Below are 20313 nucleotides of genomic sequence, written 5' to 3' on the forward strand. Positions count from 1 at the left end.
GCGACGCCATTGCACACAGTCGAGGTGTGTGATCACATCGTCTGCCTGCTCGACCTATTAGGTCAAAAACACCATCTCACGGATTGGTCCGTTATGCCTTTGGATGACGTCCTCACAGACTCCATGAAGGACGCTATCTACAAAACGGCAGACATCATCTGGCACTATCGGCACCAGCTCACTCACTATGCGAACGAGTTCAACAAGCCTACGATTCCGAAAGAACTAATCTCGACACTGCCGGTAGAACAGCAGGATTTCTATTACCGCGTCCGCGACACGAGGCTGCGCACCCAGCAATTCTCGGATACATTTCTTGTATACGCCCCGCTGCAAACCTCTAAACGTGAACGCACTGTGCTTCCCGTATTTGGAGTGTTGTTTGGCTGTTGCCTGACAATGCTGCAATCTTTAGCCAGTGGCATCCCAGTCCGAGGAGGTATCGACGTAGGTGTTGGCATTGAGCTAAGCGAGTCCAATTTTTATGGCCCGAGTCTAGCGACAGCCCACTATCTTGAGAACAAGATTGCGAGGTATCCACGTATTGTTGTCTGCGAGAATGCTGTTTCTATGCTGGACGCCATTATCGACGGCACAAGCCACTTCATTGGTCAGGATGAACTGCTGAACGAAATAAGTCGACGGGCTGCGGAGGATTGCCGCGCCCTGCTCACCCAGGATGACGATGAAGAATGGATCATCGACTACCTTGGACCTCATGTGTCTGAAGTGTTCAAACGTCTTCCGATCGAACCGCTGGAGATGAACACTCTTCGCATGTCCGCACACGCCTTTGCTCAAAAGGAACTAGCCCGCTTTCAACAACTTGCCGACGAGACCCATGCCGCGCGGTACTCTAGGTTATGTGCATACTTCGTCAGACGAGGGTTGGAATGACCACGGGAGAGTGGACAATACGGCGCCTCGGGGACTTGGTCTCAATCAAACACGGGTGGCCGTTCAAGAGCGAGTACTTTTCCGACGAGCTCACTGGACGACCGATCGTTGTTGCGGTCGGCAATTTCAGATACGACGGCGGATTCAGATTTGGAGAGACTGCGATAAAGGAGTACCGGGGAGCGTATCCGGATGAGTACAGACTCGAAGCCGGCGACATTGTCCTGATCATGACCTGTCAAACACAAGGCGGAGAGATCCTTGGAGTACCGGCGACGATACCTGACGACGGCAATATATACCTGCACAATCAGCGTCTGGGCAAAGTAGCGGTCAAAGAGCCGGGGCTCATCGATAGACGATTCCTCTTTCATGTTTTCAAGTCCTACACCTTTAATGCTGAACTGTGTGCGACTGCGTCCGGTTCAAAGATTCTCCACACAGCCCCAACTCGCATCGAGGCGTTTGAGTTCGCGTGCCCTCGGCTAGACGAGCAGGTCGCCATCGCTAGCGTGCTTGAGGCACTGGACGACAAGATCGAGCAGAACCGGCGAACGGCGCTGGCGCTCGAGCGGCTGGCGCGGGCGATCTTCCGGGCGTGGTTTGTGGACTTCGAGCCCGTGAAAGCCAAGGCCGCCGGCGCCGCCTCATTCCCCTCCATGCCCCAGCCCGCCTTCGACGCCCTGCCGACCCGCCTGGTCGATTCGGCCATCGGGCCGGTGCCGGAGGGGTGGGAGTTGAAGTCGTTGGCCGAGGCGTGCCAGATCGTGAGTGGCGGCACGCCCAAGCGGTCCGTGGCATCGTACTGGGGTGGCGAGGTACCTTGGTATTCCGTCAAGGATGCACCAGCCGAAGGTCAACCGTGGGTCATCCATACTGGCGAATCAATCACGGACGACGGAGTCGCAAATAGCACCGTGAGAATCGTCCCGAAGGGCGCGACAATCATCTCGGCCCGCGGAACCGTTGGCCGTCTCGCGATGGCCGGGCGGAGTATGGCATTCAACCAATCGTGCTATGGGCTGCTTCCACCCGACGGCAAAAGCTTCGGCTACATCTACTTGTTGCTGCAAACCGCTGTAGACCGCCTGCAACAACGCACGCATGGCTCTGTGTTTGAGACGGTAACTCGGTCCACTTTCGAGGGTATCGATGTCGTGGCGCCGGAGCCCTCGGTACTATTGTCCTTCGGCCAAGTGGTCACGCCCCTCTTGGAGCTCTTACACGCTCTGGAAGTTGAGTCATCGAAGCTTGCGGACATGCGAGACTATTTGCTGCCCAGACTTCTGACTGGGCAAGTGAGAGTCGGAGAGTCGCATGGCTGATCGATTAACCGCACAGTCATTTCAGATGCATGGAGCACGACATGCTTTCGCCGATGGTCCATTCGTCGAGCCGATCGAACAACAGCTAGCTGCAATTGAGCAATCCATCGTCAGCGTGCCGGACTTCGCCTTCGATTTGTCAAAGACACTCGTAGAGTCTGTGTGCAAGACAATTCTCGCTGACATCGGTCAGCCGGCCGACCCTAATTGGGATTGCCCACGCTTACTCAAGGAGACAACCAACCGACTCTCACTGCTCCCTGCCGAGTATCCAAACCCGGCAAAGCCCAGGGAGTCGATTGAGAAGACTCTACGAGGCCTGCTACAAACCATCCAGGGGCTTTGCGAGCTTCGGAACAACTTTGGTATGGCCTCGCACGGCCGCGACGGCCACGGCAGGCGACTCGACTTGCGGCAAGCTACTTTGGCGGCGCAAGCCGCCGATACGATCGCTGCTTTTATTTATCGAATGCACAGGGATAGCGCTTCGCGGTCGCCTGGAGCAAGAGTTTACTATGAGGATCATTCGGAGTTCAACACGTGGCTAGATGAAGAGAATGAGCTCATCGACATCGGAACGGTCACACTACAGCCGAGTAGGGTTCTGTTCCATATGGACGTTGAAGCATACAAAACTGCGGTGAACGACTACTTGGCGGACAAGCAAGGAACTGGCGAAAAAGGCCAGTCCTCAACCAACAGCACCGAGGATGCTCCTTGACTGCAACAACCCCAACCGAGAAATTGGTCGAAGATATTGCTGCGGTGCATTTCGGCATCCGAGAGATCCGAATGATCGCTGGCCCCGAGCTCGACGACGCCAACGAACGCCCCACCCTCGCCGACTGCATCCTCCCCCAGCGCCTCACCGCCGCCCTCGCCAAGCTCAACCCCCACCTCCCCCCCGACACCATCGCCACCGTGGCCCGCGCGCTCACGCGGCCGCCCCACCCCACACCGATCCAGAACAACCGCTGGATGCACGGCCTGCTCGTCGACGGCGTTGAGGTGGCGTACAAGGACGCGAAGACAAAGGAAACGCGCGGCGGGCGGGCGCGGCTCGTCGACTTCGACGACCCAACCAACAACGATTGGCTCGTCGTCCGCCAGCTCACGGTGCAAGGCCCGGATGGCCGCCACATCCGCCCCGACCTCGTGCTGTTCCTCAACGGCCTGCCCGTCGCCATCATCGAGCTCAAGGACCCCGCGAACGAACAAGCCACCCTCGACTCGGCCATCGCGCAGATGAAGCGGTACGCCACCGTTGCCCCCGACCTGTTCACGCCCAACGTGCTGCTGGTGGCCAGCGACGGGCTGCTCACGCGGGCGGGCTCGCTCACGGCCGGGCCGCAACGGTTCATGCCCTGGAGAGGAACAAACCCGGGGCGAGATGGGCAACCAACCCTGCAAGCGATCATCGAAGAGCTCTTCGAGCCCGCCGCGTTCCTGGACTACCTGCGCTCGTGCGTCGTGTTCGAGGAAGACCAGCGCGGCGACATCGCCAAGAAGGTCGCCGGCTACCACCAGTTCCGGGCCGTCCGCAAGGTCCGCCAGAGCGTCATCGACGCGTTGAAAGACCCCGGAGCCGAAGGCGACGGAAGGGGCGGCGTCATCTGGCACACCCAGGGCAGCGGCAAGAGCCTCACCATGCTCATGCTCGCCGGCGCCCTCGTCCGCAACCCGGCCCTCAAGAACCCGACCATCGTCATGGTCACCGACCGCAACGACCTGGACGACCAGCTCTTTGGCACCTTCGCCATGGGCCGGGCGCTGCTGCGGCAAGACCCGGTCAAGGCCGAGAGCCGCGACGAACTCGCCGCCCTGCTCGACCGGGCCGCGGGCGGCGTGGTCTTCACCACCATCCAGAAGTTCGCCGAAGCGCACGGCGAGATCAGCGAGCGCTCAAACCTCGTCGTCATGGCCGACGAGGCCCACCGCAGCCAGTACGGCTTCGTCGAGGGCGGGGCCCGGTGGATGCGCGAGGCGCTGCCCAACGCCACCTTCGTGGGCTTCACCGGCACGCCGCTGACCAAGGACGACAAGAACACCACGAACGTCTTTGGCGAGTACGCCGACGTCTACGACATCCGCCAGGCCGTCGAGGACGGGGCAACAAAACCGCTCTACTACGAGTCGCGCATCGTCAAGCTCACCATCGACGCCGAGGCGGCCGCGCGGGCCGAGGCGGAGATCGACGCGGCCGCGGCGGCGGACAGGGAGGGAGCCGACGCCGAGACGAGCGTGCGCATCCCGCTGGAGCGCATGGTCGGCGCGCCCGACCGTGTCGAGCGCCTGGCCGCCTTCATCGTCGAGCATTGGGAGAAGCGGCGCGAGGCGATGGAGGGCAAGGCCATGGTCGTCACCATGAGCCGCGACATCGCCGCCCGGCTCTACGAGGCCATCGCGAAGCTCAAGCCCGAGTGGGACGAGGCCGAGGACGACGCGGGCCACATGAAGGTCGTCATCACCGGCGGGCCGGACGACCCCGAGCATATGGCGCGGCACGTGCGCACCAAGCCGCAGCGCAAGGAACTCGCCGAACGCTTCAAGAACCCCGAGAGCGACTTCCGCCTGGCCATCGTGTGCGACATGTGGCTCACCGGCTTCGACTGCCCGCCCGCCCACACCATGTACCTCGACAAGCCCCTGGCCGGGCACAACCTGATGCAGGCCATCGCCCGCGTCAACCGCGTGTACGGCGACAAGCCAGGCGGCCTGATCGTCGACATGCTCGGCCTGGCCGACCAGTTGGCCGACGCCCTGGCGACGTACACCCAGGCCGGCGGCACCGGTGAGGCCGTCGCCAGCGTGCAGGACGAGGCCGTGCCCGCCATGCTCAGCGCTCACGAGAAGCTCAAGGCCTTCTGGCACGGCTTCGACTATTCGGCAGCGCTCAAGGCGAACCCACAGAACGTGCTGACGGTGTACGTCAACGCGATCGACTACATCCTCGGCCAGCGAGAAGTGGAAGGCCAGAGCGGCTGGAAACGCTTCCGACAGCTCGTCAAAGAGTTGTCGAAGGCGTTCGCGCTCGCCGTGCCGAGGCCCGAGGCCAAGCCCATCGCCGACCACCTGGCGTTCTTCCAGCGCCTCGTTGCGATGATCCGCAAGCGATTGTCTGACGACGCGGGCGACAACCGCGCCGCGCAGCGGGATATCGACGCGGCCGTGCGGCAGGTCCTGGGCGGCACGGTCGACGCGGGCGAGGTCATCGACCTGTTCGAGGCCGCCGGGCTCGACTCGGCCCGGCTGGACATCCTGGGCGACGAGTTCCTCAAGCGCGTGGCCGCGCTCGAGCAAAAGAACCTGGCGCTCGAGACCCTGCGCAAGCTATTGAACGACCAGATCCGCATCACCGAGCGGACCAACCTCGTCCGCAGCAAGAAGTTCCGCGAGGCGCTCGAAGACGCGATGCTCAAGTACACCAACAAGGCCATCACCACCGCCGAGATGATCGCGCGGCTGCTGGACATGGCCCAGGCCATCCGCGAGCTGAGCGAGCAGGACCGCAAGACCAGCTACAGCGAGGAAGAGATCGCCTTCTACGACGCCCTGGCCGAGAACGGCAGCGCCAAGCAGGTCATGAAGATCGACGACCTGCGCCTGATGGCCCGCGAGCTTTCCGAGATGGTCAAGAAGATGCCCAAGCTCGACTGGACCCAGCGCGAGAGCGTCCGCGCCGGCCTGCGCCGCAGCGTGCGTCGGCTGCTGGCCAAGTACGGCTACCCGCCCGACCTGAGCGAGGACGCCACGCGGCTGGTCTTGAGACAAGCAGAACTCTCGACGGAGCATGGCGTCGAGTGATCGCTGCTACGTCGAACTCGTAGTTAGGCATTTTCTCCACATCGCTCTCTGACGTGACCAGTCCGTCACCTGAGTGATCGCCCTCGTGTGTCGCTCGGTGACCGGATCCCGTCCCTCCGCCACGACCGGCAGAAACAGGACCTCTTCCTGGATATCAGGCGCTAGGTGCAGCAGATTCATGATCTGCGTCATCCGCGGTTGCGTAACTCGAGCGAGATGGGCCAGCTCGGTCAGGTTGTCGACTACACCGTCGCGGAGAAGACCGTCATAGCGGATCGCAAGGGCCATGAGGCGTGACACCCGCGGCACTCGGCCAACCGGGGCGTCTGGGGCCCCGCCACTGGCCAGAGGGGTACTCCCCGGATCATGATCTGGCTCAAGCGATGAGCCGACGACGGCCCGCTTGCGGTGCCCCTTGACGGCGAAGTGGATCTGGCGGGTCACCGTGGTCATGCCGCGTCTCCGAGTATGCGGTCGATGAGGGCACGGATGCTCGTTGGGCGGAACGTTACCGAGACGCTCTGGGCCTCGGCGTCGTACTCCACCACGCTGATCAGCAGTCGCAGCAGCCGGGCCTGCTCGCGAGGGATCAGATTCTGCCAAAGTAGTTCGAAGTCGGCGAATGCCGCCGATGCCTCCTCCGGGCCGATGCTCTCTCGCCCGAGCTCGGCGAGCCGCTCTTCGACCGCGGGCAATCGGTTCTGGGCATCGCTCAGACGCTCGTGGAGTTCTGCAATGCGTGCGGAGACCTCCGTGGTGGCGGCGCCGTCGGAGGCCAGCCGTCGAAGCTCGCGATCGTGCTGGGAGAGCTCCCGTCTCAGCCCATCACGTTCGGCTTTGGCCGCTTCAATGTCAGCCCCCACCGCGGTTTGGGCATCGGCCAGCACTCGCACAAGCAGATCCCGGTCGTTGGCTAACCCACGGATCTCGTCGATGACGACCCGCTCGATTTCTGCTGCCGGCAATGTCCCGGAAGGACATGAGCCCGCCCCACGCTTCATGGCCCGAACGCAGCGGTAGTAGCGGTACGACTTTCCGTTGCGGCCGCCGGTAAAGGTGTGGGACATCGAGTGATCGCAGCACTTGCACCGAAGCAGGCCTCGGAGCAGCGCACCATACTTGTTGCGCACCTCGACCCCTCCGGTTCGGCCGTTGTGCTTCAGCAAGGCCTGAACCCGATCGAACACCTCGCGGTCGATGATGGGCTCGTGCTCGCCGTCGTACACATCCCCCTTGTGGCAAATCTTGCCAACGAACACGGGGTTGGTCAGCAGTACATACAACGTGGCCTTGTCGAAGGGTCGGCCGCCGAGGTGTTTGCCTTTCTTTGTGATGCGTCGCTTGTTGGGCCACTGGCGATGGGCGAGCTCGCTGGCCACCGTGAGCAAAGACTCCTTGGCCAAGTACAACTTGAAGATCTCGCGGACTCTGGCCGCCTCCTTTGCGTTGATCACTAGCCGCGGGCTTGGACCGGACCGATCGACGTCGTAGCCCAGAACCGGCACGCCACCCGCCCACTTACCCCTGCGCTTCTGGGCCGCGATCTTGTCGCGGATGCGCTCTCCGATGATCTCACGCTCGAACTGGGCGAAGGACAGCAGGATGTTCAGCGTCAGTCGTCCCATCGAGCTGGTGGTGTTGAACTGCTGCGTCACCGAAACGAACGAGACGCCATTGCGATCAAACGTTTCCACGATCCGGCTGAAGTCCATGAGAGATCGGCTTAGGCGATCGACCTTGTACACCACGACACAATCGATCTTGCCCGCTTCCACATCTCGGAGAAGCCGGTCGAGCGCCGGCCGCTCCATGCTGCCACCAGAGAATCCGCCATCGTCGTAGCGGTCGGGCAGACACGTCCAGCCCTCGGCCTTCTGGCTGGCAACGAACGCCTCGGCGCTCTCCCGCTGGGCGTCGAGCGAGTTGAATTCCTGGTCTAACCCCTCCTCGCTGCTCTTTCGGGTGTAGATGGCGCATCGCACCCCTGGCCTTGGCTTGCCAGCCCCCGCGTCGCTCTTCTGACGAGAAGTTCTCATGGCTTGCCTCCGAGGCGGAAGAATCGGAAGCCGTTGATGTGGCTTCCAGTTACGTGCTTTGCCACGGCGGTTAGCGTGCGGAAGCGGTCGCCGTCGTACTCGAATCCCTGACCCTCGGGCAGCACCAGCACTCGGATCGTGCGGCTCTTGTACTCGCGCACGATGACTGATCCTGGCTCCGGTATCCTCGGGTCGGGATCGCTGCCGGGCCGGAAGGCACGCTCGTGCGTCACGATCGAGCCTGTCTGCGGCGGGTGGATGACGGTCTTGGGAGCCATCACTCGTACCTCGGCATCGTCGGCCAACTCGGCTGCCCGGCGCCTCGCACGCTCGGACAGGTCGCCCTCAGCCTTGGCCTGCATGCGCCAGGCGATCTTTCGGATCAGATAGTGCCGATGCCGCGTGCGGCTCCGATAGCCGTGCAACTCCACGAATCGATCGAGTAGGTCGCCCGTTGTCATCGCATCGAGTGACGCGAGTTGTTCATCCAAAGCGGTTGCCATCGCGGGCTCCTCCTTCAGCGCCGTTCAGAGACTCGGCCCTTCACCACCGGGCCGCGGAGCCACACTGAGGCCGGAATCTTCCGCAAGGTCAAGGCATGCACCGCTTGCTTCTGAACCGTTATTGAAGGAACTGGTGGTCCGCGATCGTGCGAGGCGAACCGAACGAATCAAGCCCTGCGAGAGGATGCTGGCCACCTCGTCGCGGCGCTCGTCTGTGGTCATGCTCTCTGGATTTCGCGTCCTGTCCATGGGGCACCCTGGGAATTGTCGGCGAAGGGGCGACCGCGTCGGCCTCCCTCTGGTGTCTATGCCAACCACCCGTGTGGTGCGCGCACACATGACCCGCGAGTCTGTGTTTTGGCTGCTATTGCGTCAGGGTGGAGACCACAAACTCAGTGGTTGTGCGCGCGTTGCAGAGACAACCACGCGTGAACCACGACGGCGGTCTCCTTCCCGTGCCGAGAGACTCGGGCCGAGGGTTGGCTGTCGATCGAGGATCGAGGCCGACGTGGGTTATCAAGTGGGAGCAGGTGAGAGACCGCTCGGATGTCGCAACACGCGCCCGACGGCGGCAAGCGGCCCGAAGCAGCTGGCGTCTCTGACCAGCGTCCCCTGAAAACCACAAAGCCGGCTGCTTTCGCAACCGGCCGGGCAATGGCGAGGGAGGGACTCGAACCCTCGACCTCCGGGTTATGAATCCAGCGCTCTAGACCAGCTGAGCTACCTCGCCTGGAGATCCGACCGCCGGGCTGGCCCGGGGGTGGGTCGGGATGATAGCGGGGCTGGGCCGCCGGTGCGGGCCGCTCAGGTCGTCCGGGGCTGGCCCTCGCCCGAGGGCGGGTCGGCCGGGCGGGCGGGCACGGCGTCGGGTCGTCCGACGTCGCCGGCGGGGGGAACGTCGTGGAAGGCGTCGCCGCGGTAGGCCGTGCCCTTGGGGGCCTCGAGTTCCGGGGCGGCCACGCTGCGTTCGCCTTCACGCTCGCGGGCGTCGGGCTTGCGCGACTCCTCCTCGATCTCGTCGGTGATGCCCTTGACACCCCGCTTGAACTCGATGATGGACCGGCCCACATTGCGGCCCACGTCGGGCAGGCGGCGGCCGAAGAGCAGCACCGCCACGATCAGGATGGCCCCGATCTCAACCGGGCCGAGGGGCCCGATGAGTGCCAGGGGAAGGGTCGAGATGGCGGGCATTGGCATGGCGTTCCTCTTGGCTAATCCAAGTCTGCCGGCCTGTCCAAGTCAACTTTGGGGCCGAGGACCACCGGCTTCCATCGCATCCTAACGCCCTGAAAACAAAACACTTGCAGCGGATGGCCCCTCAGAGCCCCAGGCGGACCAGCACGTCGTCCAGGATGGCCCGGGCCGTCACCTCGTCGCCGGCGGGTTCGAGGGTGATGCCAAGCCCCACGGCCGAAGGGGTCAGGCCGGTACGAACCACCACCCGCTTGTAGCCGCCCAGGGCCGTCCCATCGGGCCCCTTGGCGGCCAGATAGCCCCGGTCGCGGGTCGCCTCATCGGCCTCTATCGCGTAGCCGCGGGCTAGCAGGGCCTCGACGGCGGCGTAGTGGGCACCAGGCACGGTGACGGCGTCGGGCAATTCGACGCTCAGCGTCCGCCCCCTCCAGGTGGCCACGGTCCGGCTCTCGCCCTGGTAGCGTTCGGAGGTCTGACAGCCCGCCAGCATTGTCACGATCAGGGCGAGGGCGGCGAGTTGTCGTCTTTTGGAAGCCACTTAGTCATGTCCAGATCGGCCGGGTCGAGGTTCAGGCCGGAATCTTTGATGAGGTCGAGGACGTCTTGGGGGAGATCGCCAGATGGCAGAGGGCCAGATGGCAGATCGGGAGTGGGCACCTCGGTTTCCCTTGGGGGCGATGGAACATTCGGAGCCCTGGTCGTGCGGGGCGAGCCGTTGGCTCCCAGCAGGTCCTTGGGGATCTTGAGCCCCTCGTGGGCGTGGGGGCTCTTGGCTCGCCTACGGGCGCGATCGTCATCAAGCCCGCGCCTGGCCGCCTCGGAGATGTCGGCCACGGGGCCGATGCCGGGCGTGCGCTCCTCGCCAGGCTCGTCGCCGTAACCAAAGAGCGACATCCAATACCCCACGGCGTAGCTATTGAGCGGCACCTGGGCGGCGAAGCCTGGCAACTCGGGCTTGGGCTTGCGTTCGCTGTCGCCGGCGATCTGGCGAAGGAAGTCCTCGCTGGTCAGGCTGCGCGCGCGTCGCCGCCTGGCCGCGCGCACGAGGCGGCGGTCGGTCGAAACCACCAGCAGCCGGCGCGGCGCGCTGTCGCGGGCAATCAGCAGCTCGATCACGTCGTCGGCCTCGCGGTCGGCCCCCGAGTACACGACATCGAGCCCGGCGATCTCCCGGCCCGAGGGCGCGGTGTTCACCGGTTGCGGCGCTCCGCCGCCGTCTTGGTCTTCGCTCGCGCCCGCCGCCGCCCTTGGGCCGACACCATCGGACACCAGCACCGCCCGCCGCCTGCTGTAGCGGCTGGTGGAGATCAGCCGCGCGAGCCCGGGTACGTCGAGCCCGGCCAGGTGGCCGGGCAGCACGCCGGTGACGTGGAGGACGTTGGATGTGTCGATGAGGAGCATCGATCAGGCTGGCTGAGCGCCGAGCACTCGCCGGGCTTGCTCGGCGACACGCGCGCGCCATTGTTCATTGTTGAGCTCTCGCAGCGACTCGGGTGGTACACGTTCGACGACTTGCGACACAGCCACATCCAACGCACGCCCGCGCTGCTGCGCTTCGGCGTAGGGCACGTTCGTAAAGCTCACCAGGTTGTACAGGGGCGTGGCTCGCTCGGGCATGTCTTGCCCGAGCGCGGCGTGGATCGCCTGCTCGACCTTCTTGTGATACAGAAAGGCCGCGTCGGCGACCTTCTCGCGCATCTCGGTGAAGTTGGCGATGGCCATGTCGGCGATGGCGTTGGCGTTGTCGACGCGCGCTTTCCAGAATGGGTCCAAGACGCTCTCGATGTTGCCGCCGGCTTCCTCGATCATCTCGGCGAGGATGCGGCAATCCTCGAACGCCACGTTCATGCCCTGGCCGAAGAAGGGGACGATGGCGTGGGCGGCGTCGCCCAGGATGAGGCTCTTGCCCCGCCGCCAGGGCTCGCAGCGCACGGTGACGAGGCTGCTCGTGGGGTTGTCGCGAAAGTCGGCCTCGAGCGTGGGCATGAGCCAGCGCGTGTCGGGGTAATGCTCGTTGAAGAACGCGCGCACGCCGGCGTCGTCGAGCGCCTCGACCGCGCGGAAGCCGTGCCCGCCGCCCGTGGGGTCGGCGAACGGCCAGAACAGCGTGCAGGTGAACGAGCGATCGGGGTTGGGCAGGGCGATCATCATCGATGCGCCCCCGCCACGGCCGGCCCAGATGTGCAGGCCCTTGGGGTCCATCGCATACCCGTTGTGCTTCTCGGCAACGCCACCGGGCAAGTCGGGCAGATCGACCGGCGCGGGGATGTGCAACTCCTTGTAGCCCGCGTCGAGGTAGTGCTGGCTGTAGTCGAAGCGGTCGGTCATCTGCATGGCGTGCCGGACGGCGCTGAAGGCGCCGTCGGCGCCGATGATGATTCGGCCTTGCAACTCGACCTCGCCGCTCGTTGTGTCGAAGGTCGCCTTGGCGCTGTCGAGGTCGAGCCCCGTGCAGCGGTGGTCGAACAGCAGCGTCACGCCCGGCGTCTGCTCGGCAGCATCCAATAAGGCAATATTCAACCCACCACGCGACACGCTCAGGATCGCATCGGCGGGGTCCTGGCTGTAGGGCTGGAAGACCGTGCCCTCGCCCGTCGCGTTGGTCAGGCTCTCGGGGTGCATGATGCGGCCGGGCATGGGCAACGCGCCCTCCAGCACCTGGTCGGCGATGCCCGCATCCTTGAGAGCCGTGATGCCCCGGACCGACAGCGCCAGGTTGATCGACCGGCCGCCGACGTACCCCTTGGCCCTGGGGTCGCCCCGCCGCTCGGCCACGACGACTTCGAAGCCCTGTTTGGCGAGCAGGACGGCCAGCAGCGAGCCGGCCAGGCCGGCGCCGATGAGCAGGATGGGGGCGGGATTCGGGGTCGCGTTCATCGGCCGATCGTAGGGATTGGCCACGATCCACCCGCCCCGAGAGACTGGAAGCCCCGCACACGCCATCGCCCAGGCGGATGAACCGCATGCCCCGCGCTGGTTTCCCCTCGCCAACCCCGCCCGGGCGAACGCCCAAGGCGGCTGGCCGCGTGCCCCGCGGTGCGGACCGCGTGCCCCGTTGAACGGGGCACGCGTCCCGTGGAGCGGGGCACGCGGTCCGTTGGGCGGGGCGAGCGGCCCGTCGGGGCGGGCGTTCGCCCGATTCGGGTGGGCGTGCGGCCCGTGGGGGCGGGCGTGGGCGATCGGTCGGCGTTCGAGGGCTGCACTGGGCTATGCTCGCCAACACAACCTTTGCCTAACAGGAAGGCCGACCTCAATGTTCATCTCAACACTGTCCAAGGTCATGCTGTGTGGCGGTCTTACATTAGCTTTCACGTGTTGTTTGGCTGCATGCAACCCGTACGCCTCTGGTATTGGAACATCCACGTCATTTGTAGACGAGTACCGACAGACTCAAACGGACGAAGTCCCGATCATCCTCGGCGCAGCAACCACCCATGGCATTCGAGGCATGAAGCTCGTAAGAGAGAAAGCTGACGGAGATGTGCCCGAGCACTCGATCCATGTGTCAGTTCTCTCATCCTCATCCACGCCGCTCAATTCACTTCGCCTGGACGGAAGTGTAGAGACCATCACATTGTCAGGCACCTCTACATTGGCCGATGTAGATGCACGGTCATACGGCGTGATCTATAACACCTTTGCGTTTTTCCCCATCACACCTCAGCAGATTCGAAAGTTGGATAGCTATGACGATTTGCTCATCGTGGTAGCAGGTGTCATCGAGTTCGGACCTATCGAACTTGGACCAAAGGGTCGTTCAGCTATCCGGACATACATTGAAAACTTTGTCGACAAAGATGGAATAGGCGACAACGTCATTCGGTCCAAGACTCGACGCACCAACTAACCGAAACTGGCGCAGCCAAAAGGCGACGGCCCCGGAGCTTCCCCCGGGGCCGTCATGTGGTCGCGTGCGGCCTGTAAGCCGAGTTCTGTCTCTGCCTTGGCGCGAACGGCCCTCCAAGGCAGATGACGGCCATTTCTCTGGCCACGCCGTTGCCGACGCGATCCAGGCTTGCGCCTGAGCGGTCCACCCGCCGCCTGCCGCCCGGGCCGGGCGTCGATGGCCCCCACTCTCGTGAGTCTCATCGCGGCGGCTGTATGACCTTGCACGCGGTGGGGTTTGCCGTGCCCCGATTGTCGCCAACCGGGCGGTGCGCTCTTACCGCACCATTTCAACCTTACCTGTGCGCTCGCGAACGAACGCCATCGGCGGTGTGTTTTCTGTGGCACTTTCCCTCGCCGGCTCGCGACCTTCACGAGTTCCGACGGGTGGGCGTTACCCACCACCGTTGCCCTGCCGTGCTCGGACTTTCCTCGAACAAGAAGATCGCTCTTCTCGCCCGCGACCGTCCGGCCGCACTACTCGTACCCCCTACTATACGCGCACCGCCGGAGCGACCGACCTTGGACCCCACCCTCGCCATATGGGCCACGCCCGAGCAAGCGCCGCTGCTGAGCGCGCTGGCCGAGGAACTCGGCGCGAGCATCGTGGCCGCGGCCTCGCCCGTGCGGGCCCACGGCACGACGCTGGCCGACTCGCTTGACGCGACCTTCGCCGGCGACCTGCTCGACCTCTTGAACACCGACGCGAAGGCCGTGCTGCTGGCCACCGCGTGCGAGGGCTACGGCGACGCGTTGCCCCAGGCCGTTGCCCGCGCCGCTGCCGAGGGCCGGCGTGTTGCGACGCTCTCGCCGCTGCCCATGCCGCCGAGCGACGCCGCCGAGCCGTGGCACGCACCCAACCAGGGCCGCGTGCCCACCGATGCCGTCCGCTTTGGGCCGCTGCTGCGCCACAGCCCGGCGGCGCAAGAGGCCGAGGAAACGCTGGTCGCCTTCGGCGAGGTCCGCAGCGCGATGTTCGCGGGCTTCCGAGACCCGACCATGGCCGGCCAGGGCGCAACTGGCGCGCTGCTGGTCGACGCGCTCGACCTGCTGGTGAGCATGCTGGGCGAGGCCGAGCGCGTGGAGGCCTCGCTCAACGGGCCGACGAAGCCTTCGGCAAATCTATCCTTGGGCGCGCTCACCGGAGACCTGACCGCCCACGCCCGCTTCGAGAACGGCAGCTCGGCCGCCATCATGCTCAGCGACCGCGCGGGCGGCTGGCAACGCCGCGCCACGCTGCTGGGCGAGAAGGGCCGGCTCGAGCTTGGTGACGACGGCCACCGCTGGATCGATCCCGCGGGCAAGACCATTGACAGCACCGAGCGGCGTGCGCGATCGAAGGCCGCCGACCAGGACCGCGCCGCCCTCGACGCGCTGGTGGGGTTCATGTCGCCTTTACTGGATGGCCGCGCGACGGCGCCGCTGGACACGGTGCATCTTGGGCCGATGGCGGCGGCCGTGTTGCTGAGTGCGCGGACGGGGCAGGCGGAGAGTCCGAGCACGCTGCGGGCGATGGTGTAAGGTACGCCGCAGGCTTAAGAATCTCGTGCTGAGTCATTCATCCCGGCGTGAACGAGGCCGTCGGCTGAACCACTCGCGAAGCGTTCGCAAGTGCAGAAAATCATCTTCGAGCCAGCTTCGTACAGCCACGACCAGAAATATTACTACCGCGATCAGGGCAACTTCGACATACCTATTCACGGTCGTTTTCCATCAATCCACGCGCGTCAACCGCGCATACTCCAAAATCAGTGTCTTCACCCCAATCCCCGTAAACTCCACGCGCGCCCGGGCGCCAGGCCCCGCGCCGCAACTCAGCACCTTCCCCACGCCAAACTGCGGATGCCGCACGCGCGAGCCGACACGCAAAGAGGCAGCTTGCTGCTCGTCGTCGCCCCAGGGGTCGAAGTCGTCGCTCCCGCCGCTGCTGTAATCACTGAACCCGTCGGCGCGGTCGCTGAAGCTCACGTGCTCGGCGTCCTGATCGCCGATCTCGCTGAGGAAGCGGCTGGGGATCGTCCGCTCGGGCACGCCCCGCACCGCGCGCACGCGGGCGCTCGTGATGATGAGCCGCTTCATGGCGCGGGTGATGCCCACGAACGCGAGGCGGCGTTCCTCTTCCAGCTCGGCCTCGCTCTCGCGGGCCCGGCTGTGCGGCAGGGTGCCCTCTTCGAGGCCGATCATCGCGACGGCGGGGAATTCCAGGCCCTTGCTGGCGTGCAGGGTCATGAGCGTGACCGCCCCGCCCGCCGCGTCGACGGCGTCCTGGTCGCTCACGAGCGCCACGGTCTCGAGCCAGGCGCGCAGCATCGCCAGCAAGGGCGGCTCCTCGGCGTCCTTCCCGGCGCTCGCGCTCTCGGCGTCGGTGAACGCGAACGGGTCACCCGCCGGGTCGTACTCTCGCTCGAACTCGGCCGCGCCGGTGATGAGCTGGTCGAGGTTGTCCAGCCGGCTCTCGTCCTCCTCACCGCCCGATTTCGCTCGGCTCTGGTACATGGAGCGAAGGCCGCTGTCGTCGATGACGCGGGCCACCAGATCGGCCAGCGTCGTGCTGACCTCGGCCCCCATGAAGCTGCCGTGGCCGGTCCAGCCCTCGACCATCTTCACGAAGTCCTTGCAGGAGTTGGCCGATCTTGAGGTCACCTCGGCGTGCTTCTCGGGCTCGCGCAAGAGATCGAACAGCGGCACGCCCGCCATCCCCGCCGCGGCGTCGAGCTTATTCAGGCTGGTCTTGCCGATGCCGCGCGTGGGCGTGTTGACGATCCTCAGGAGTGAGATGTTGTCCGCCGGGTTCGCGACGACGCGCAGGTACGCGATCGTGTTCTTGATTTCTTCTCTGTCATAGAACGCCGTCCCCCGCGCGATGCGGTACGGCACCGCGTGCGAACGCATGGCGTCCTCGATCACGCGGCTGAGCGCGTTCGTGCGGTAGAACACCGCCATGTCGCGCCATTCCAGCCCGTCCTCGGCCCGCGCCTTCAGCCAGTCGGCGACCAGCTCGGCCTCGTGCCGCTCGTCCTGGCACAGCACGGCCTCGACTGGCTCGCCGCCCCCGGTGCTGGTGAACAGGTCCTTGTGCTTGCGGCGTTTGTTTTTCGTGATCAGCGTGTCGGCGGCCTTGAGGATCGGCGCGGTGGAACGAAAATTCTCGCCAAGGGGGATCACCTCGCATGCGGGGTACTGCTGCTCGAACTCGAGGATGTTGCTGATGTCCGCCCCGCGCCAGCCGTAGATGCTCTGATCGGGATCGCCCACGACGCAGAAGTTGGGCCCCTTGTCGCCGCGGCCGTCCTGCCCGGCCTCTCCAGCAAGCAACGCGGCGATCTCGAATTGGGCGCGGTTGGTGTCCTGGTACTCGTCGATGAGCAGGTACTGCCACCGCTCGCGGAGCTCCGCTCGGGCCTGCTCGCTCTTGCGTAACAACTTCGCGGTCAGCAGCAATAGGTCATCGAAGTCGACCGCGCCGGCGGAACGCATCGCCTGCTGGTACGCGCCATAGATCCGCGCCACCTGCTTGGTATAAAAATCCATCGCGTTCGCCGCGTACGCGTCGGCGTCCTGCAGCTCGTTCTTGGCCCCGCTGATGGCGTTGAGCACGCTCCTGGGCGCCCAGTTGCTGCTGTCCATCCCCAGGTCCTTGATGGTCCGCTTCATGAGGGCGACCTGGTCGGACGTGTCGTAGATGGTGAAGTCGGGCTTGAGGTGCGGCAGCGCCTCGTCGTCGGCGTAGCGCCGCAGCAATCGCGCACACAGGCTGTGGAACGTGGCGACGGTCAGCCCCCGCGTGCGACGCGAGTCGGAGCCGTCCTGCCCCCCCAGCAGCACGCCCACCCGCTCGCGCATCTCGGCGGCGGCCTTGTTGGTAAAGGTCAACGCCAGGATCGACCACGGCGGCACGCCCAGCCGCACCAGGTGCCCGATGCGCCGGGTGATCACCCGGGTCTTCCCGCTGCCCGCGGCCGCCAGCACCAGCACCGGGCCCTCGGTGGCCAGCACGGCCCGCTGCTGGGCGTCGGTCAGGTCGGCCAGGAGGGGGTCCGGCTGGTCTTCGTGGGGCTGGATGGGTTGGGTGGGCAGTTCGTCGGTCATGGTGCCATCCGTGGCGAGAGAGTCGTCCATACGCCAGCGTAAGGCCCCCAGCCGCGTTCCGGCGGGGCTGATCGAAAGTCCGCAAACCTTGCCACTTTCTCTCCCCGAGGGACGAATGGCCTTGGGAATCTGCCCAGAGTGCTGTACACTGGTCCGTGGCTGGCCCTCCGAGCGTTGGGCCCCGCCCCCGGGAGGAACATCGCGATGCGTACCACTTCGAAGTCGAACAAAGCACTGATCGTTCTCGCCGGTCTGGCCCCCGGCACGGCCGCCCTGGCCCAGGGCTTCCCCGCCGAGCTGGATCTCGGCTCGCTCGACGGCACCAACGGCTTCAAGATCCTGGGCATCAGCCCGGGTGAGTTCGCCGGCCGGGCCATCTGCTCGGCGGGCGATATGAACGGCGACGGCATCGACGATATGGCCATCGCCGCCAACGGCGCCGCCCCGGGCGGGCGCGTCGAGGCCGGCTCGGTCTATGTGATCTATGGCAAGGAAGAACTGTTCGAGGCCGCCATCGACCTGTCGCTCATTGACGGCACCAATGGCTTCGTCATCAACGGTGTGGAAGCCGGTGACTACGCCGGCACCAGCCTGTCCAGCGTGGGCGACATCAATGGCGACGGGTACGACGACTTGGCCATCGGCGCACCGGGTGCCTATAGGTTCGCTGGCGCGGCCTACATGGTGTTCGGCGCCGAGGGCGGGCCACCGGCGGTGGTCGAACTCTCGTCCTTAGACGGCTCCAACGGCGCGGCGTTCTACGGCTCGGGCGCGGACTACCGATTCGGCGGTTCGGTTGCTGGTGGCGACTTTAATGGTGACGGGCTCGGCGACCTGCTCGTCGGCGCAGCTGGCGCAAGTGGATTCGGTCGGGCTGGATCGGGCGAGGGCTACGTGCTCTTTGGTCGTCCCGAGGGCGAGCCCTTCCCCGCGAGCATGACCCGCGACGACCTGGACGGTGACAACGGTTTCACGCTCATCGGTGGAGCGGGGCAGCAAATGGGCCGCACCGTCGCCTCGCTCGGCGACATCAACGGCGATGGTGCCGACGAGATCGCCGTCGGGAGCAGCGTCGCGGCCTTCCCGGGCCGCAGCTATGCGGGAGCCATCGCCATCCTCAAGGGCCAGACGGACGCCATTTGGGAAGGGGCCTACGACCTGACCGAAACCAACGAAAACCAGACCCTCATCGAGGGCCAGGATTCCTTCATCGGCGTTGGCTCGGGCATGGACGGCATTGGTGACATCGACGGCGACGGCTACGAGGACTTCCTGTTCACCGCCCAGATCGCGGGGCAGGCCTACACCGTCTTCGGCGGCCCTTCCCTGCCCGAACGGTTCACGCCCGCTGATCTGGACGGCAGCAACGGCTTCGCGTTTGCGGGCATACCCGGCGACGCCATCGCCGCGTGCGCGGGCGTGGGCGATATCAATGGCGACGGATTGGCCGACGCCATCGTTGGCGGGGCGGGTGCCGACATCTCGGGGTACAACGCGGGCACGAGTTGGGCCTGCCTGGGCCAGGCCGACCGATCCCGCGTCGAGGTCGCCTTCCGGGACTTCGGTGCCGACGACGGCTTCGCGTGCCTTGGCGAGGACGACCAAGATCGATCCGGCCTGGCAGTGGGCGGCGGGTGCGACCTCAACGCCGACGGTGTGCCCGACATCCTGATCGGCGCCCTCCAGCACAACCCAGGCTCGGCCATCAACGCCGGCGCGGGCTATGTGATCTTCGGCGGCCCACCCACGGCTAACCCCTGCCGCGCCGACCTGGACGGCGATGGCCTCCTGACGATCTTCGACTTCCTCGAGTTCCTAAACCTGTTCGATGCGGGCGATCTGGCCGCCGACTTCGATGGCAGCGGTGTGCTCTCGTTCTTCGACTTCCTGGCATTCCAAAACGAGTTCAGCGCGGGCTGCTAACGGCGGCGCCCGAGCGGAACAACCAACAACGTCGCGAACCCGATCAACGCCCCCGGCGAAGGCACGATGACGATCGTCGTCGACGCCTCGGTGAGATCGGCGAGAGCCGAGCGGCCAGTGCGGGACATGCGATCCGGATACACGTCGTAGCGGCTGGTCAGCGTCGACAGCCCGATCTCTCGCGACGTGAAGTCGGCAATGGTGATCTCGGCCCGCCAAAGGGCGATCGGGTTCGTCGGATCGCCGTAGATGTGGTAGGGCAGATGGTACTGCCCGGCGATGATGCCCTCCACGCGCAGGCCATCGGCCGATACATCCCCCGGGTGCGTCCCCGGCGCGATCATCGAGGGATCGAGTTCGGGGGCTATCCAGAGCCCATCGGTGGCCCGCACTTCGGTCAGCGTTGCACCAAAGCAGTAGTCGGCCGGATCAAACTCGGTCCACAGCGTCACCACCGCCGTCGGCTGGCTCGGGCTCAGATCGTTGCTGACCTCGAAGTACAGCCGCTCGCCGTTGGCCAGAGCGGTCGCCGATCCGATCGACAGTACGATCGGCAGTACCGTGGTTGCTGCAACACGGATCGCATGCGTAGGGGTCATGGCATTCTTTCTCACCGTTGGCATCACATAGGACTCGGCATGTCTGCTCGGGATCATA

General features: G+C 65.1%; 16 protein-coding genes, 1 tRNA gene and 1 other RNA gene. 7 read left to right on the forward strand and 11 right to left on the reverse strand.

Annotated elements, in window-relative coordinates; all coding sequences use genetic code 11:
• The first annotated feature begins 24 nt into the window (after positions 1–24).
• From NCW75_11665 to NCW75_11680, 4 genes are read left to right on the forward strand one after another with little or no spacing between them, the layout of a single operon-like run.
• Positions 25–897, forward strand: a complete 873-nt coding sequence (locus NCW75_11665) for a hypothetical protein (protein ID UYV11951.1) — start codon at positions 25–27, stop codon at positions 895–897.
• Positions 894–2222, forward strand: coding sequence for a restriction endonuclease subunit S (locus tag NCW75_11670; GenBank protein UYV11952.1), 1329 nt, complete (start codon positions 894–896; stop codon positions 2220–2222). The genes NCW75_11665 and NCW75_11670 overlap by 4 nt, the downstream gene beginning before the upstream one ends.
• Entirely contained in the window at positions 2215–2943 is a 729-nt protein-coding gene (locus NCW75_11675) for an abortive infection family protein (GenBank protein ID UYV11953.1), read from the forward strand. The genes NCW75_11670 and NCW75_11675 overlap by 8 nt, the downstream gene beginning before the upstream one ends.
• A complete protein-coding gene (locus tag NCW75_11680) occupies positions 2940–6026 on the forward strand; it encodes a type I restriction endonuclease subunit R (GenBank protein ID UYV11954.1) in 3087 nt (1028 codons plus the stop codon). Before NCW75_11675 ends, NCW75_11680 begins: the two co-directional genes overlap by 4 nt.
• A gap of 6 nt (positions 6027–6032) precedes the next feature.
• Here the strand turns inward: NCW75_11680 and NCW75_11685 are convergent, their stop codons facing one another.
• The 8 genes from NCW75_11685 to NCW75_11720 all read right to left on the reverse strand — a co-directional run bounded on the left by NCW75_11685 (position 6033) and on the right by NCW75_11720 (position 12636).
• Positions 6033–6479, reverse strand: coding sequence for a hypothetical protein (locus NCW75_11685; GenBank protein UYV11955.1), 447 nt, complete (start codon positions 6477–6479; stop codon positions 6033–6035).
• Positions 6476–8062, reverse strand: coding sequence for a recombinase family protein (locus tag NCW75_11690; protein UYV11956.1), 1587 nt, complete (start codon positions 8060–8062; stop codon positions 6476–6478). Before NCW75_11690 ends, NCW75_11685 begins: the two co-directional genes overlap by 4 nt.
• Positions 8059–8565, reverse strand: a complete 507-nt coding sequence (locus NCW75_11695; GenBank protein UYV11957.1) for a DUF2924 domain-containing protein — start codon at positions 8563–8565, stop codon at positions 8059–8061. Before NCW75_11695 ends, NCW75_11690 begins: the two co-directional genes overlap by 4 nt.
• A gap of 655 nt (positions 8566–9220) precedes the next feature.
• Positions 9221–9295 (reverse strand) — tRNA-Met (locus NCW75_11700).
• A 74-nt stretch (positions 9296–9369) separates the two neighbouring features.
• Positions 9370–9762, reverse strand: coding sequence for a twin-arginine translocase TatA/TatE family subunit (locus NCW75_11705; GenBank protein ID UYV11958.1), 393 nt, complete (start codon positions 9760–9762; stop codon positions 9370–9372).
• 121 nt (positions 9763–9883) lie between these two features.
• A complete protein-coding gene (locus NCW75_11710; GenBank protein UYV11959.1) occupies positions 9884–10297 on the reverse strand; it encodes a hypothetical protein in 414 nt (137 codons plus the stop codon).
• Entirely contained in the window at positions 10258–11160 is a 903-nt protein-coding gene (locus tag NCW75_11715; GenBank protein UYV11960.1) for an NYN domain-containing protein, read from the reverse strand. The genes NCW75_11710 and NCW75_11715 overlap by 40 nt, the downstream gene beginning before the upstream one ends.
• Before the next feature lie 3 nt (positions 11161–11163).
• Positions 11164–12636 carry an FAD-dependent monooxygenase gene (locus NCW75_11720; protein UYV11961.1) on the reverse strand — a complete coding sequence of 491 codons (1473 nt, stop codon included), beginning with the start codon at positions 12634–12636 and terminating at the stop codon, positions 11164–11166.
• Positions 12637–13012: 376 nt separating this feature from the next.
• Here NCW75_11720 and NCW75_11725 point away from each other — a divergent pair, with 376 nt between their 5' ends.
• Complete coding sequence (locus NCW75_11725) at positions 13013–13606, forward strand: hypothetical protein (protein UYV11962.1); 594 nt, start codon at positions 13013–13015, stop codon at positions 13604–13606.
• 58 nt (positions 13607–13664) lie between these two features.
• Here the strand turns inward: NCW75_11725 and rnpB are convergent.
• An RNA gene (gene rnpB, locus NCW75_11730) (RNase P RNA component class A) lies at positions 13665–14124 on the reverse strand.
• Between the two features lie 42 nt (positions 14125–14166).
• Here rnpB and NCW75_11735 point away from each other — a divergent pair.
• The gene (locus NCW75_11735) at positions 14167–15165 is read left to right on the forward strand and encodes a hypothetical protein (protein ID UYV11963.1); all 999 of its coding nucleotides are present in this window, start codon (positions 14167–14169) and stop codon (positions 15163–15165) included.
• 192 nt (positions 15166–15357) lie between these two features.
• Here the strand turns inward: NCW75_11735 and NCW75_11740 are convergent, their stop codons facing one another.
• Positions 15358–17763, reverse strand: a complete 2406-nt coding sequence (locus tag NCW75_11740; protein UYV11964.1) for a UvrD-helicase domain-containing protein — start codon at positions 17761–17763, stop codon at positions 15358–15360.
• Positions 17764–17937: 174 nt separating this feature from the next.
• Between NCW75_11740 and NCW75_11745 the strand changes: the two genes are divergently transcribed.
• On the forward strand, positions 17938–19656 hold the full coding sequence (locus tag NCW75_11745) for a hypothetical protein (protein ID UYV11965.1): 1719 nt from the start codon (positions 17938–17940) through the stop codon (positions 19654–19656).
• On the opposite strand, the gene NCW75_11750 is transcribed toward NCW75_11745, so the two are convergent.
• Complete coding sequence (locus tag NCW75_11750; GenBank protein UYV11966.1) at positions 19653–20255, reverse strand: hypothetical protein; 603 nt, start codon at positions 20253–20255, stop codon at positions 19653–19655. The genes NCW75_11745 and NCW75_11750 overlap by 4 nt on opposite strands.
• Positions 20256–20313 lie beyond the last annotated feature (58 nt).

Source organism: Phycisphaera sp., from assembly GCA_025916675.1.
Lineage (GTDB): Bacteria > Planctomycetota > Phycisphaerae > Phycisphaerales > UBA1924 > JAHCJI01.

Excerpts from the sequence above, each read along its gene's own strand:
- NCW75_11750 (UYV11966.1), bottom strand. The coding sequence starts at position 20,255 with ATGACCCCTACGCATGCGATCCGTGTTGCAGCAACCACGGTACTGCCG.
- NCW75_11740 (UYV11964.1), bottom strand. The coding sequence starts at position 17,763 with ATGGACGACTCTCTCGCCACGGATGGCACCATGACCGACGAACTGCCC.
- NCW75_11745 (UYV11965.1), top strand. The coding sequence starts at position 17,938 with ATGCGTACCACTTCGAAGTCGAACAAAGCACTGATCGTTCTCGCCGGT.
- NCW75_11715 (UYV11960.1), bottom strand. The coding sequence starts at position 11,160 with ATGCTCCTCATCGACACATCCAACGTCCTCCACGTCACCGGCGTGCTG.
- NCW75_11675 (UYV11953.1), top strand. The coding sequence starts at position 2,215 with ATGGCTGATCGATTAACCGCACAGTCATTTCAGATGCATGGAGCACGA.
- NCW75_11685 (UYV11955.1), bottom strand. The coding sequence starts at position 6,479 with ATGACCACGGTGACCCGCCAGATCCACTTCGCCGTCAAGGGGCACCGC.
- NCW75_11705 (UYV11958.1), bottom strand. The coding sequence starts at position 9,762 with ATGCCAATGCCCGCCATCTCGACCCTTCCCCTGGCACTCATCGGGCCC.
- NCW75_11725 (UYV11962.1), top strand. The coding sequence starts at position 13,013 with ATGTTCATCTCAACACTGTCCAAGGTCATGCTGTGTGGCGGTCTTACA.
- NCW75_11695 (UYV11957.1), bottom strand. The coding sequence starts at position 8,565 with ATGGCAACCGCTTTGGATGAACAACTCGCGTCACTCGATGCGATGACA.
- NCW75_11670 (UYV11952.1), top strand. The coding sequence starts at position 894 with ATGACCACGGGAGAGTGGACAATACGGCGCCTCGGGGACTTGGTCTCA.
- NCW75_11690 (UYV11956.1), bottom strand. The coding sequence starts at position 8,062 with ATGAGAACTTCTCGTCAGAAGAGCGACGCGGGGGCTGGCAAGCCAAGG.
- NCW75_11720 (UYV11961.1), bottom strand. The coding sequence starts at position 12,636 with ATGAACGCGACCCCGAATCCCGCCCCCATCCTGCTCATCGGCGCCGGC.